The following is a 15,792-nucleotide window of genomic DNA, read 5'->3' as shown; positions in this document are numbered from 1 at the left end:
AAACATATTTTAATGGTGACTAATAAGATGTATAAAACTCTTTAAGAATAAATTCCTTCTTCAAATGTTAGGGGAATTTACATGATATTTATAACAATAAACAAGAATTATATGAGAACGAAAATTGTAATAAAAAATCTATATAAATTTAAAAAAGCTTGGCAAATCGGCAAAGCAAGAAGAGTTTCGGCTTTAATGAATCAAGTAATAAATTCTAATGAATTTAAGAATGAAGTATTAGAATGGAAATTTTCAGATAGAAGATATCGGCATTCTTCTAATGAAGACTATCAGGAAATTAGTGACAATAATAAAATTTTAGAAATTTTAATGAAGGGATATGAGCAAAACTCAAATGAAGGGGAAGACTACACTTGGGTGCTGAATATTAAACTTGGTAGACTATTACGGCAAGTTGGAAGAAGAGAAGGTGATCTCATAATCACTCAAAATTGGTTTTTTAAAAAGCCTGATAATGAAATTGAAATTGCTGCTCATTGGTTTCACGAATATTCACATATACTTGGTTTTCATCATGACTATGATAGCACAGAAAGAAGGCCGGATTCTGTACCATATGCATTAGGGACTATTGTTAAAAAAGTATTAGAAAATTCTAATATTATGTAAAAAAAAGAAGAACTATTATCTTTACGTAAATTAATGATCTAAAACTAAAATTATAACCGCCGCTCTCAGGTAGTTTTAATTTTAAATAAAACTAGTCAGATTAAATTTTTTCCATTTAGTTATTAAGGATGTTACTTAATCCTAATACTAAAAACACAATAAATATTATCTAGCTTAAAAGATTTTAAAGTGAGATATATTAATTGTTAAATTAATATGACCTAATTACGGGAAACCGCTTTTTTTACTCGATTTATATAGATATTTTTAAGCTTTAATACGTATTGGTTTACTTTATTAGTGTTCTAAGCTTAAAAATCAACCACCATAATGGCCTCAAGTTTTTCGTTTTTGCAAGATGATTACCCGGAATTATATACTATTTGTGAAATCGCAGAGGAATTAATTCAAATAGATCCCAGTTCAGTACTCACTAAAACCCGTTTATTGTCAGAAAAGATAACAGGCTTAATTTGGGAATTTGAAGATTTAGAACCCTTTTATGGTAATCCAGTAGATCGGATCAATCAATTGTATTATAAAAATATACTCCCTGAGATTATTAAAGGTTTATTGCACACGGTAAGAAAATCAGGGAATAAAGCCTCTCATGATGGAACAGGTTCCAAAGAGGAAGCTTTATTTATATTGAAAAAATGCTTTCAACTAACGAAGTGGTTTTACGAAACTTACAATAACGATTATGTTGAAGCACATACTTACACCTTACCAGAACAACCACAATATAATATTGATGCGCTAAATGCGCAACTCGAGATACTATCTAAACAGGTAGTAGATTATCAGTCTAAGATAGAAAGTCTTAATTCAGATCAGCAAGCAACAGAGGCTCGTAAGCGCAGAGGAGCTATTAATGCAAAAAATATATCTCTAAACGAAAAAGACACGCGTCTGTTATTAATAGATCCCAAATTAAGAACCGCAGGTTGGGAATGCGATACTGAAACGCTGAACTATAAAACACATAAAACACGTCCAGAAAAAGAACGAATGATGGCTATCGCAGAATGGCCATGCAAAGGGAAATGGGCAGATTATGCCTTATTTATAGGGAAAACCTTATACGGTATTGTCGAAGCTAAAAAATATGCTAGCGATATTTCTACAAATCTAAGACAATCTAAAGTGTATGCTGCATGTATAGAACCTGTTCAGGATATTGAATTATTACAGTGTTGGAATGGTTACAAAGTACCTTTTTTATTTTCTACAAATGGTAGACAATACCTAGAACAATATAAAACCGCGTCAGGAATTTGGTTTTGGGACGCAAGAAATTCACATAATTTATCACGTTCGTTATCGGATTGGTTCTCACCCAGAGATCTTATCGAAAAATTAAACTACGATGAAAAGGAAGGTGTAGATAAACTTAAAAATACAGGATATGAACTGTTATCTGATCCGAGTGGATTAGGACTAAGGGACTATCAAATTAATGCCATAAAAGCAGTAGAGGATAAGATTTTAAATAACCTTGAAGATCGACGCGCCTTATTAGCCATGGCTACTGGTACAGGAAAAACACGAACCATGATTGGTATGTGCTACCGTTTAATTGCATCCGGAAGATTTAGAAGAATTTTATTTTTGGTAGACCGACGTATGTTGGGGAAACAAGCTTCAGATGCGTTTAAGGAAGTGCACATAGAAAATCTGCAAACCTTTGCTCAGATTTACGATTTACAAGATTTAGAGGATAAAATAGCACAATTAGATACTAAAATTCATTTTGCTACTGTGCAAGGTATGGTACAACGCATTGTATATTCCGAGCAACCGCCAAGTGTAGGAGATTACGATTGTATCGTAGTTGATGAAGCGCACAGAGGTTATACACTAGATCGAGAAATGGACGAGGAAGAAGTCTTTTTAAGAGATCAGATCGATTTCCAAGGGAAGTACCGCATGGTATTAGATTATTTTGATGCATACCGTATTGGTTTAACCGCAACGCCAGCAATACATACTAAAGATATTTTTGGAGATCCTGTTTTTATGTACTCTTATCGTCAAGCCGTAGTTGAAGGGTATTTAATAGATTTTGAACCGCCCTATGTGTTTCAAACCAAATTATCGCAAGATGGTATTGTTTGGGAACAAGGCGATGAAGTCAAAATTTACGATCCCGAAGCCAATGAAATTGTAAGCACAGGCATTACAGAAGATGAAATAAAAGTAGAAATTACAGGTTTTAATCGCAGGGTAATTACAGAAAGTTTTAACCGCGTGGTATTACATGAATTAGTTGCTACTTATGGTATTCTTCCAGAAAACAGAGCTAAAACCTTAATATTTGCAGCTACAAATACACATGCAGATACTATTGTAAAGTTATTGTACGAGGTGTATACCGATTTGGGTGAACCTGTAGATAACGATGCCATTGTAAAAATTACAGGTAATGTTTACGATAGGGAAGACCTGTTACGCAAGTTTAAAAATGATCAGTACCCTAGTATTGTCGTTACGGTAGATTTATTAACCACGGGGATTGATGTACCTAGTATTTCTAATTTAGTATTCTTACGTCGTGTAAATTCTCGTATTCTTTACGATCAGATGGTGGGGCGTGCTACTAGACGTTGTGATGATATTGGTAAAGATGTTTTTAAAATATACGATTGCGTTGGAGTAACGGAAATCATGGCTAAAGAAGATGTTATGAAACCAGTGGCGCCATTGGTAAACAAGACGTTTGTTAACTTGGTGGAAGAACTTAGTATTATTGAAGATGATTATAGTAAAGAAGCAAAATTAGATCGTGTAATCGCAAAATTACAGCGTAAATTTTCTAATTTTAACGACTACCAAAAAGAACAATTTACCACTTTATCGGGAGCACCTTTGGTTAGAGATTTTGCAAAGCAGTTAAAGTCTATTGATTTAGAAAACCTTAATAAAGCGATGCAAGATTACAGCCATTTATGGGAGTTCTTGGATAGAGAGAAAGGAAAAGCGTATGGACTGGGCACGTTGTTTAGTGACCATGTAGATAGTTTACAGGAAGTCTCTCGGGCTTACGAAAAAAACTTAAAGCCTAAAGATTATTTAGAGTCATTTGCCACGTTTATTCAGAATAACAGAAATAAAATATCTGCTCTTAATATTGTCTGTACAAAGCCTAATAGTTTAACGCGTAAAGATTTAAAAGAGCTTAGACTCATTTTAGATACAGAAGGGTATAACAGGACTAAATTAAATACAGCTTATAGAGAAGTCACCAATACAGATATCGTAGCCGATATTATTGCACATATACGCACCTCTGCTTTAGGCGAAAATTTAGTGAATCATCAAGAGCGTATTGCCAATGCTGTAGCTAAATTAAAGGTATCGCATAACTGGAATCAAATTCAATTAAAGTGGCTCGATAAAATAGAAGCACAACTGCAAAAAGAATCCATAATCACCTTAGAAGATTTAAACAAACCACCGTTTAGTGTAGATGGAGGTTTAAAACGTTTGGACAAAGTGTTTAAAAACGAAGCGGCTCAGATAATAAACGAGTTAAACAACTATTTATACGCATAAATAGTAAAATTAATACCATGAAAAGCTTATTAAAACGGATTGCTCAAATTTCGAAGACATACGAGCAATTAAAAAAAGTATCAGGAGATGCTTTTAATGTATTTGAAGTTATTAACGTAACTACAGATGAAGTACGGTTGCACTCAAAGTTTATAGCAGAATTATTAAATCCTAAAGGTTCACATGGCCAAGGTGATTTGTTTTTAAGGCACTTTGCAGACCTATTTAAAATTCAAATAGATACCAAATCGGCAGAGGTATCTATTGAGAAGTATATCGGACCTGTAAAAGAAATAACCGGAGGACTAATAGATATATTTATATCCGATAATAAGGGGGCTTCAATTACTATAGAAAATAAAATATATGCTAGCGATCAGGATAATCAATTGTTACGGTATTATAACTATTCTAAACATAATATTTTTTATCTAACACTGTTTGGAACTGAGCCTTCAGAAGGTAGTTATATAAACACTGTAGTAGACCTGACACAAGTAGAAGGCAAAACAGCACTAAACCCTGAAACAGATTTTAAATTACTATCCTACAAGTACGATATAAAAGATTGGCTAATAGTTTGTAGGAAAGACGCTGTAGAATTGCCTTTATTACGAGAAGGTATTACGCATTACATAAACCTTATAAATACTTTAACAGGACAATCTGGAAATAATAAAATGAACAAAGAAATAACGGAATACATTACGGCAACCGAAGATAATTTAAAGCATGCTGTTTTAATAGAAGAAAGTCTGACGGCTTCTAAAATTAAAATACAAAGCAAATTTTGGGAACGATTAAAAGAAAAGTTAGAAGAAAAATCTTTTATTATTAATAAGGAACTTAGCGTTACCGCAGACAATATTAAAAATTATTATACGAAGAGTAAAAATAGAGATGTAGAATACGGATTAGTAATCGATTTATATCAAAAAGAACCTTTAAAAATTCAATTTAAAGTAGAATTACATCATCATGTTTACTATGGTTTTCAACTTTTTAAAAACGATAAGCTAATAAGTCAAAATGTAGAAGATTGTAGTAAGTACTCAGGTATACTGGAAAATTCAGAGTGGAAATACGAAAATACAGAAAGGTGGTTAGGTTGGAGATTTACCGATGAGAAACTAAATTTTAGAGCTTTCAATTCAAAAGCTATTTTTGAATTAGCAAACCCAACAAAACTAGATGAAAAAACAACTATTATTGCAAATACAATTAAAGCAGAAATAGATGCATTTCAAGAGGCTTTAAAAGTATTAGACCAAGAACAATTAAAAGATACACAAAACATATAAATGGCATTATCTACTCAAGAAATAGTAAATAAACTTTGGAACCTTTGTAACGTACTTCGTGACGATGGGATTACCTATCACCAATACCTAAACGAACTGACGTTTATTCTGTTTCTTAAAATGGCAGAAGAAACCGATTATAACGATAAACTTCCACAAGGCTACCGTTGGGCAGACCTTAAACAAAAAGAAGGTATTGAGTTGTCTACATTCTACCGTCAGTTATTATTAAAATTAGGAACGGAAAGTACAGGTAGCATTCAGAAAATATACAACAACGCACAAACCAGTATTCAAGAACCTGCTAACCTGCGTAAAATTATAAAACACATCGACGAGCTCGATTGGTTTGAAGCCAAAGACGAAGGTTTAGGTGAAATGTACGAAGGCTTGCTAGAGAAGAATGCGAGCGAGAAAAAATCGGGAGCAGGACAATACTTTACACCACGACCATTAATTAACGTGATGGTGCGTTTAATGGACCCTAAAGTGGGCGAACGCCTTAACGATCCTGCATGCGGAACCTATGGATTTATGATTGCAGCTCATCATTATATTTTAAAACATAATGATCTATATAAATTAAGTGAAGCTCAAAATAACCACTTACAAAACGAGCAATATTCTGGTTGCGAGTTGGTAGGCGACACACACCGTTTGGCCATGATGAATTCCTTTTTACACGGTATGGGTGGAAACATTGCCTTAGGCGATTCTTTAAGTAGTTATGGAGAAAGCATAAAGAACATGGACTTAGTCTTAGCAAACCCACCATTTGGAACTAAAAAAGGAGGAGACCGACCAACTAGAACCGATTTGGTATATCCTACTAGTAACAAGCAATTAAACTTTTTACAAGGTATTTACCGTAGTTTACATACTAGAGGAGACGCAAGAGCAGCCGTAGTATTACCAGATAATGTGTTGTTTGAAGATGGCGACGGACAAAACGTACGTAAAGACCTCATGGAAAAATGTAATCTACATACCATTTTACGTTTGCCAACAGGTATTTTTTACGCAGCAGGCGTAAAAACAAATGTGTTGTTTTTTGAGCGTGGTACCACAGACAAAGCCAACACCAAAAATGTGTGGTTTTACGATATGCGTACCAATATGCCCAATTTTGGAAAACGCACACCATTTACCGAAAGCTATTTTACAGACTTTGAGAAAGCCTACACAGCAAAAGACCGAAACAAAATTAAAGACGAACGTTTTAGCTGTATTACCAGAGAAACGATTACTAAAAAGAACGATTCGCTAGATTTAGGCTTAATTGCAGACGATAGCATTACCAAAGCCGAAGATGTTGGAGAACCTATAGACATTGCCAACCAAGCGTTAACCGAATTAACTAGCATTACCAAAGAGTTGAATGCCTTAATTAAAGCATTAAACTAGATGAAAAATATGTTGCCAAAAAATTGGGTAGAAACAGATTTAGATACAGTTGTTTTGAGAATGACTAATGGTTCTAGCTTGAAACAAGAAGAAGAACCATTTGAAGGTTCATTACCTATTTCAAGAATTGAAACAATATGGAATGAAACAATTGATTTAGATCGTGTAAAATATGTTGATGCCTCTGAAGAAGATATTAAAAAATACGGATTACTAAAAGGGGATGTGTTATTTAGTCATATTAATAGTGATAAACATTTAGGGAAAACAGCAGTATTTAATTTAGATCAAACTATTATTCATGGAATAAATTTACTGTTACTTAGGGCGATGCCTCAATTTGATGGTGATTTGCTAAATTATATTTTAAGGCATTATAGATTTTCAGGTAAGTTTATAGAGGTTGCACAACGGTCTGTAAATCAATCTTCCATTAATCAAAAGAAATTAAAATCGTTTGCAGTTCCACTTCCACCACTAGCAGAACAACAACGCATTGTGGCCAAGTTAGACGAATTATTTGGACATCTAGACACTCTTAAGACACGTTTAAACAATATACCACAAATCCTTAAAAACTTTAGAGAAGCGGTGTTAACCCAAGCGGTAATAGGTAAACTTACTGAGGAATGGCGTGTTGGGAAGGAGTTGGGGAATGAATATCGTTCAATTCAAAGTGAAGATTTTAGAGAGATAAATACCGATGTTCCTGATGAATGGGTTGTTTTGGCATTTTCATCAGTCGCTAGTATAAATTCAAATTTAGTAAACCCTGATTTATATTTAGAATTACCATATGTAACACCTGATTGTATAGAAAAAGAAAGTGGGCAATTAATAAAAGAACAATTAGTTGAAGATATAAAACCTGTTAGCGATAAACATTTATTTGAAGCCAATTCAATTATATATTCTAAGATTCGACCTTACTTATCAAAATTAACCATAGCAAATTATCGAGGTTTATGTAGTGCTGATATGTATCCAATAAAAACAGAACTTATACTAGAGTATCTATTTTACTATATGCTATCTAGTCAGTTTTTGAGTTATGCAAATACTGCTGGTACAAGGAGTGTTTTACCTAAAATAAATCAAAAAGGTCTGTCAAAAATACCTGTTTTAGTTCCATCAAAAGAAGAGCAAACCGAAATAGTAAAACGAGTAGAACATTTATTTGCCAAAGCAGATAAAATAGAAGCCCAATACCAAACCCTAAAAACAAAAATAGACAGTTTACCACAAGCTATTTTAGCCAAAGCCTTTAAAGGCGAGTTGGTGGCGCAGTTGGATACAGATGGTGATGCTAAAGAATTGTTGGAGGAGATACAGAGGTTGAAGGCAGAGGAAAAAAAGAAAGCAAGAAAAAAATCAACGAAGAAAAGCAATATTAAGATTTCAAAAAAGGAAATAATAAAACCAAATCCTGAATTTCCTCTTTATTCAGTTTTGTTAAATTATTCAAAAGGGTTATCAGAAAAAGAATTGTATAAACTTTCTGGTTTGTCCCAACATTTATTTTTAACTCAATTTGATAAGGAACTTGAATCGGGTATGATTAAATATGATGTTGAAAACAAAATGTTGGTTAAGGTGGTGAGTAAATGAGAATAAATAAATTATATATTCATAAATATAAAAATCTAAAAGAATTCAAAATAGATTTTTCTAACTCTTATTACATAAGTGTATTACTTGGTAAAAACGGAACTGGAAAATCTAATTTTTTTGAGTTCCTAACTATTGTTTTTAAATGTTTGGATTTAGCTGATAGCCCAGCTGCATTTAAAGAGTTTTTTAAAAATGAACTTCAATCTATGAGTGAGGTTTATACCGATTTTAGTTTGGATTATACTATTAATAGTAATAAAATTAGAATAGTACTAGAGGGTAATGATTTAAAAATTAGAGATGTAATACGTACTTCTAGCATACCATTTTCACAATTTTCATCAAAAAAAGAACAACTATTTCCTTCTCATGTGATAGGGTATTATTCTGGAAGAAACGGAAGGTTTGAAGGATTATTTGATAAACATATTGTGGATGCAGAACAAGCTATTATAGATGTTAAAAATGCACAGGATAAAAAAGATGATCAGGAACTTAAAGCTTATCAGGAAGAAATTATAATTCCTGAAAAAGATAAAGTGATAATACCAGAGGAGATTTTTAGAAACTTGTTTTTTGCAAAACATCAATACTCACAACTATTGTTATTAACTCTATTTGCGTTTAAAAATAAAAATAGTGCGATTGATGTTTTGCTAAAAGAATATCTGAAAATTGATGGATTTCAGCAGTTCTCGTTGACTTTAAAAAGCCCAAAATTTAATTCCAAAATTTCATATGATGATGGTGTTGAAAAATTTTGGGGAGCAGCAGGTTCTGCATTAGATAGTGCTTCTTTTTTATATCGTATTTCTAAAAGATACTTAATACTTCCAATTGAGCAGGTAAATGCTATGAACATTAAAAGCTCAAAAAAAGAAGCAATTACTTTTTTAGTAAATGCAGAAAAATTTATTGAAGAAGTTACAGCAGAGTACAAGCATGATATGGCTGAAACATTCCGTCACTTGGAGAGTTTGTATCTATCGGATTTATTACAAGAAATTGTTCTTGATGTAAAACGAGGTGAAGATATTATATCATTTTCTAATTTAAGTGAGGGAGAGCAGCAAATGATAGCAACATTAGGGTTGATGATTATTACAGGTACAAAAAATAGTTTGTATTTACTTGATGAACCAGATACGCATCTTAACCCTAAATGGCAAAGAGAATACATAAACATTATTAAACAAATGGCTAAAGAAGATGACAATAGCCATATTATGATAGGTACACATAGCCCTTTTATTCCTCAGTCAGTAGTAGCTTCTGATTTAATCTTATTTAAAAAAATAGATCAAAAAACAGAAGTACGAAAATTAGATAATATGCATACTTGGAAGATTGATCAGATTTTAACTAGCGAGATTTATGAACTTGAAACAACTAGAGCTTCAGATATAGAATATGCTATCACTAGAAGAGATCAATTAAGATCTTTAGTAAGAGAATTAAAAGGCAATGAACTAGAAGAACTTAGAGAGATTGAAAGCACAATAGAAGATCTTGGTGTAGGCAGAACATCCTATGAAGTGAAACTGAATGAAAGAATGAAAAAATTATCTGAAATATTTAGTAAAGTAGATAAATCATGATAAAGATCCATAAGTCAGATATAGTTCCAAATCGTCTTGCTACAGCAGGATTAGAAGAGAAAGTTAAGGACATGCTCGATTTTGTGTGTGACTCTAGACCTTACACAAACACTGCTAGAGGCAGTGATATAAAGGGTTTTAAAAATAGTATTTATGGAGATACCACGGTAAAAGAACAATTAAAATCGGACCAACACAATAAGTGCTGTTATTGTGAAAGCAAATTTACTACTAATAGTCCAGGTGATGTTGAGCATTTTAGACCCAAGGGACGTTATAAAATACCAGGAGTGCCAGGTTATAAAAAACCAGGCTATTATTGGTTAGTATATGACTGGAATAATTTGTTTTTTTCTTGTGAAGTATGTAACAGGGAGTATAAGAAAGAAAATTTTCCGCTTAATGATAATTGTGATAGAGCTATACCGCATTTAAAAAATCACTTAATTAAATCAGAAAAACCAATTTTAATATGTCCAACTGAAAAACCAGAGAATCATCTAGAATTTAAAGAAGATACATTAATAGCTAAAGATTTACGTGGTGAGATGTCGATTAAATATTATGGTTTAAAACGTAAAGGACTATTGGATGATAGGTTATCTTCATTCAATAGATTAAAAGGTATTGGACCTTTAAAAGGTGATTTGAATAAAGTAACTCAAGAAATAGTAAATTTCATAAATGAAAATTTGAATGAAAATTATACTGTAGATAGTCTTAGGGAAATTTTTAAATTAAATAATGATTTAATCAATGAGTCAATTATTGATGCTGGTGAATTTTCTTTAATGGCTAGAACTAGTTTTAGTATTTAATTTTTTGTCTTAAATTTGAATTTTGATAATTATCTAACCCTAAACATATTTAAATGTATACAAATATTTGAGATTTATTAAAAAAGTTAAAAAATGAATAATTCTGTAAAATAAGATCGAAAGTTTAAATAATATTGATTTTAATAAACTTCAAATTTAATTATAGTAAGTTTATATAAAGTATTTGAAATTAGTTTAGTAAAGCTGAAATCTAACTCTATAGTTACTTTTTTATAACTTACAGTTAAATTATGATGCAATGGTTTAAAGGTTTGTTAACTTTATTCTATCAGATAGTAAATAAAACAAGAATCCAACAAGTCTTTTAAATAGTTTTTAAAATTTATCTTTATATAAGTCAAAGAGGATTCATAAAGCATACTAAACAAACCACATAACCCTACTTTAACTTAAAGATCCACGGCCACCATCCCAATTCCCCAAGACCAAATAAACATATCCCAACATTTTAAACACTATAATCCATGTTCCTGTATTTGTTTCATGTCATAGCGGGTTCCTTCGGGAGTGCTTCAATAATCCTTCGAGGATGCTTCGTAAAAAGCCCTGTTTTAGGGAGCTGACTCGAACAATCCTCGAAGAAGTGTTGAACAAAGCTCCCAAAAGGATGAAAATTAGTGTTTGAAGGTGACAAAAAAAGCGATACATATCTATATCATGAGGTGAAATTTGTGAACGTTTTAGGGAATAATGAGGTAATATAGGGTGTAGTATTCTAGACGGTATTAGCTTTTAAAAGTAACGCGTTGCAACCTATGTGTTTGATGTGTAGTAGTATTTTTGGTATGCGTGCTTGGGTAAAATTGACAAGTCGGTGGTGTGCGAACCGCATAGGATATCATCCCATTCCCGATTTTGGTAAAACAGCGGGAGTCAGCTATATCAAAAGCATCCTCATCATTCTTGTTTTTGGTGCATCTTTATGGCTAGTATAAGGCGTTACTTTTTACATCAGATAAAATCAAAATCCTCATAGATGATGTTTGCTTTCGGCACATTCAGGGTGTCAAACCCTTTTAGTAAGGCTGTTCTTAGATTTTTCGGACTGCAAATAAACAGGGTTTTGTCGTGTGGCCCTTCAATAGCACTGCTTTGTATATGTCCTGAGATATTGGAACAGTGTATGTGCACATGAAAATGAGGCATACGCGCTGCTAGGGTTTCAAAAGCTTTCCTATGAAAGGCCTCTGAACTTTGGTGCACACAGTAGTATAAATCCACTTCAAGCTCAGGCCATGGGTGACGTTCTAAATCGTGACACCAGCTGACAAACGGGGCGATGCCCACGCCTCCCGCAATCCATATTTGTTTGGATGTTCCTGATTTATAATCGAAGCACCCATAAGGTCCTTCGGCCAAGACTACCGTATGTGGCGTTAAGGTGTTGTACAGCGTGGTGGTATAATCGCCTAAGGATTTTACCAGTATATGTATTTCATGCTGTTTAGGGGAACCACAGATGGTAAAGGGATGCGATTCCATGCTGAGGTCTGGGTGTTTAAACTGAAAGAAACAAAATTGCCCTGGTACATACTTAAAATTGAAGTTTGCATCAAACAACGTAATGTCCATAACCGTGGCGTTTAATTTATCAATGGCTACCACCTCGAAGGTTTGCTTTTTTGCTAACCATTTATAAAACACAGATTTATATAAAAAGGCCAATACAGCTAGTGAGCCCAGCACCATAAAATACAAAGCGAGATAGGTGTTGTGTTGATAAAAATGCTGAACCCCAAACACATGAATAAGCACTAAGATTAAGCCAAGGCCCATAAATTTATGAGTGATTTTCCAGCTGTTATACGGCAATTTAATGACGAGCGTCAATAGAATTAGTACAATTAATAGGAGTAAAGCCCAACTGCCCGCATTGATTTCTAACTTTCTGTGCAGAGGCAATATGTACCAAAATGCTTTTTTGATATCGTCTGGAATCCATCGGAGTAATAAGAATATTGGATGTGCTAAAATCATGAAAAATGCCCATTTTCCGACGGTAATGTGTTTCTGATACAGTTTATCGAGTCCGCCAAAATAGGTTTCTATAATTTTAAGCCGTGTGGTTAAAATAAAAGACATGGCAAATAAAGAAAAACCAATGATACTAAACCACTGACTTCCATATACAAAAAAGGGAATCGCATCGTGTTTTATGGTGGTGTTAGGAAAAGTGAGTAACCAAAGCCCAGAGGGGATGATTACGGTAAGAAGTATGATTAATACATAGCGATGTTGCGTTTTCATAATACAAAGTGTTTACCCTAAATGTGTAGGAGGAAATGAAACCGAACAGTGTGGTGTGCCATACATTAAACCTGTGATTTAATAATGACCGTGCGCATTGTGCAAGGATAAATGTACATGAGATTTATAAGAAGAACTATGACTTAAGGCATGTTTCGCTTATTTTTTTGATAAGCAAAGAAGCTATGGGGTGCTATGAGGAGGTGTTGAAAGATATGCAGGGGCTTATTGGCACCATCCGGCTTTGTGCTTATAAAACCGCCTGTGTTTGTACTTTTATTCTGATTTGTGGACTTCCAATTCCATTTCGATCATGAATTTTGGTACGGCAAGTTCGGTAACCCCTAACTAGGAGCCGGTTGGAAAGTGTTTGGTGTAAATGGTGCTTCGGAAAGCCGCGTGTTCCAGAAATAAAGCCATATGGGTTGTAAATACATTTTCGACTATAACATTGTCGAACGTACAGCCGTAATGTTTTAGTATTTTATCCAGATTGGCATAACAATTCTTCATCTGTTGTCCGAAATCGCCTATGGCTGTGGGCTGGCCAGTATCGTCCATGCTTGCAGCTCCCGAAATTTTAATCGCGTTTCCTGTTTTTACCGCATGTGCATAGCCGTATGCCTTTTCGACTTCAGGACGCAATAAAAAGTATTCCGGTGTTTCATGTGCTTTTACGACCTCTTTTTCTATGGGTTGTGGCGTTTCTTTTTGCTGTTGGTCACAATTAAGTACTGAAACGATAAGCGCTAAGGCCAACATGATTCGCATGGCTTGGTGTGTTGGTGTTTGCATAATAGTGATTGTTTAGTGCCAATTGTATTCGGTTTTTGGCTATTCCGTTTATATACAAAGTGGTATTACAGCTGGTCATGCTATATGGAAGAGATGGGGCAATCCTATAATGATGCGATATAAAGATCTTAATTTTATATCACTTTATGTATACCCAATATTGGGCATATTTAGTGGATATAGAGCGGTTTTTGGCGTGAGTTTTAAACGCTCCACGGGTGTAGGTTTGGGAGCGTTCTTTTGGGGATATATATACTTTTCTATAAACTAAAAAACCTTCCGCAACTGCGGAAGGTTTAGTCTTATGAATTTATTGTAATGCTTAAAAGGTATTACGCCTTATTTAGACCAAGCAAAAGGTTTAAATGCCGCATCTACAGGTGTATTTGCAATATGATTTGTGTAATTACTAATCACTTTTTGAGATAATCCTAAGATGATTTCTAGCACTTGAGGTTCGCCGTATCCCGCAGCATAAAATGCATCTAGATCTGCTTGAGAAACGTGTCCGCGATTTCTAACAATCGTTAAGGTCATGGTCCTTAATGCTTCTAATTTAGCATCTGCTAAAGGTGTTTCGTTACGTAACGCTTCTGTAATATCGTCATTTACTTTCATCATTTTAGCGATACCTGTATGCGCTGGCACACAGTAATGACAGGCATGCTCTACGTTAATGGCTTGCCATACTACAGTTAATTCTTCTTCGTTAAAAGAGGTTTGTGTAAATAACTCGTGTAGGGTTTGGTAAGCTTCTAATATCTTTGGAGCACCTGCTAATACACCGTGTAATCCAGGAATCATCCCGTAAGCTTTTTGAGAGTTTTCTAATAATGCTTTGCTTTCTTCTGGTGCACTTTCAATGCTGTGTACTTTTAATGTTGTCATAATTTTAAGTCTTATCTAATTATTAATTCTTAACTAAACGTTCGTTTAGAAATGTTGTAAAAAAAATGTGCTTGAACATTTGTGACGATGCTATCTATACAATCTTCTATTTCTTTTTTTGCATTTACGCGTTTTTATTATCGCTATGCTATGTTTTACCAACACTGAATAGTTGATTGCTACGCATCGTACGCTCTTATGGTCGACATTAAAGTTGGAACTTACAAAAATGTAAAAAAAGTTTACGCCTTGTTTCTGTATTAAGGCTCTTTTTAAATTTAGAAGGCCTACTTGGAACTTTTTTGTATACTATTTTAGAATCTTAGTGTGTTGATTATAAAATGATTAAATCATTGTTTGCGCAATACACCTTTTAAGTTTCATAGTACTATTGACGGTTATCGGTTGAATATGGTTATTATTAAGAAATAGAGGTCATTGTAACGATATAGCCAGTGGCAAGTATCATTTTACACGACCTATGCTATTGCTTTTTTTTACAGCATGTCGTTTTTAGTTCCTTCTAAATCTTCCCCTGTAAACTGCTCCAACCTCCACCATTAACGGCGGTGAACCCATTGGCAGTAAGTACTTTTTTTGCTTGTGCACTTCTCATTCCGCTTGCACAACAGGTGATGATTGTTTTGGTTTTACTTAGTTTAGAAGCTTCTGTAGAAAGATTATTTAATGGCATATTTTGAGCTCCTTTAATATGACCTTGCTGAAATTCTCCTTTTGTGCGGACGTCGAGTATGATAGCGCCTTCTTTTACTAATTGAGCATAATCTAATTTTGGTCCGAATCCGAAAAGTTGTTTAAGTGTATTGAACATATATTTAATGTGTTTGTGATTGATAATAATTAACATTGAGCCAAGAGCTGCTATTACAACATGCACGACCTTGTTTTTCTTGGATTAGCTGT

The 15,792-nt window shown here is 33.7% G+C and carries 11 protein-coding genes; 7 read left to right on the top strand and 4 right to left on the bottom strand.

All coding sequences use genetic code 11. The features are described 5' to 3' along the window. The first annotated feature begins 111 nt into the window (after positions 1–111). From ACFFVB_RS13010 to ACFFVB_RS12980, 7 genes are all read left to right on the top strand, one after another. Positions 112–630, top strand: a complete 519-nt coding sequence (locus tag ACFFVB_RS13010; protein WP_382383381.1) for a hypothetical protein — start codon at positions 112–114, stop codon at positions 628–630. 330 nt (positions 631–960) lie between these two features. Continuing rightward, positions 961–4,185: a type I restriction-modification system endonuclease gene (gene hsdR, locus ACFFVB_RS13005; protein WP_382383380.1), complete on the top strand. Its 3,225-nt coding sequence runs from the start codon at positions 961–963 to the stop codon at positions 4,183–4,185. A gap of 17 nt (positions 4,186–4,202) precedes the next feature. Beyond that, positions 4,203–5,486: a PDDEXK-like family protein gene (locus ACFFVB_RS13000; RefSeq protein ID WP_382383378.1), complete on the top strand. Its 1,284-nt coding sequence runs from the start codon at positions 4,203–4,205 to the stop codon at positions 5,484–5,486. After that, positions 5,487–6,890: a class I SAM-dependent DNA methyltransferase gene (locus tag ACFFVB_RS12995; RefSeq protein WP_382383376.1), complete on the top strand. Its 1,404-nt coding sequence runs from the start codon at positions 5,487–5,489 to the stop codon at positions 6,888–6,890. It abuts the gene before it with no gap. Continuing rightward, entirely contained in the window at positions 6,891–8,498 is a 1,608-nt protein-coding gene (locus tag ACFFVB_RS12990; RefSeq protein WP_382383374.1) for a restriction endonuclease subunit S, read from the top strand. It abuts the gene before it with no gap. Further along, positions 8,495–10,099 (top strand): AAA family ATPase, encoded by a 1,605-nt coding sequence (locus ACFFVB_RS12985; protein WP_382383372.1) that lies wholly within the window; start codon positions 8,495–8,497, stop codon positions 10,097–10,099. The genes ACFFVB_RS12990 and ACFFVB_RS12985 overlap by 4 nt, the downstream gene beginning before the upstream one ends. Continuing rightward, entirely contained in the window at positions 10,096–10,917 is an 822-nt protein-coding gene (locus ACFFVB_RS12980) for an HNH endonuclease family protein (protein ID WP_382383370.1), read from the top strand. Before ACFFVB_RS12985 ends, ACFFVB_RS12980 begins: the two co-directional genes overlap by 4 nt. 972 nt (positions 10,918–11,889) lie before the next feature. On the opposite strand, the gene ACFFVB_RS12975 is transcribed toward ACFFVB_RS12980, so the two are convergent. The 4 genes from ACFFVB_RS12975 to ACFFVB_RS12960 all read right to left on the bottom strand — a co-directional run bounded on the left by ACFFVB_RS12975 (position 11,890) and on the right by ACFFVB_RS12960 (position 15,700). Continuing rightward, on the bottom strand, positions 11,890–13,185 hold the full coding sequence (locus tag ACFFVB_RS12975) for a ferredoxin reductase family protein (protein ID WP_382383368.1): 1,296 nt from the start codon (positions 13,183–13,185) through the stop codon (positions 11,890–11,892). Between the two features lie 348 nt (positions 13,186–13,533). Then, a complete protein-coding gene (locus ACFFVB_RS12970) occupies positions 13,534–13,980 on the bottom strand; it encodes a RidA family protein (protein ID WP_382383366.1) in 447 nt (148 codons plus the stop codon). A 339-nt stretch (positions 13,981–14,319) separates the two neighbouring features. Beyond that, complete coding sequence (locus tag ACFFVB_RS12965) at positions 14,320–14,868, bottom strand: carboxymuconolactone decarboxylase family protein (protein ID WP_382383364.1); 549 nt, start codon at positions 14,866–14,868, stop codon at positions 14,320–14,322. A gap of 523 nt (positions 14,869–15,391) precedes the next feature. After that, positions 15,392–15,700, bottom strand: coding sequence for a rhodanese-like domain-containing protein (locus ACFFVB_RS12960; RefSeq protein WP_382383362.1), 309 nt, complete (start codon positions 15,698–15,700; stop codon positions 15,392–15,394). Positions 15,701–15,792: the final 92 nt, after the last annotated feature.

It is taken from the genome of Formosa undariae, assembly GCF_042427615.1.
Lineage (GTDB): Bacteria > Bacteroidota > Bacteroidia > Flavobacteriales > Flavobacteriaceae > Formosa > Formosa undariae.
The sequence above is the reverse complement of the archived record's forward strand: the minus strand, read 5'-3'. Positions and strand labels throughout refer to the sequence as shown.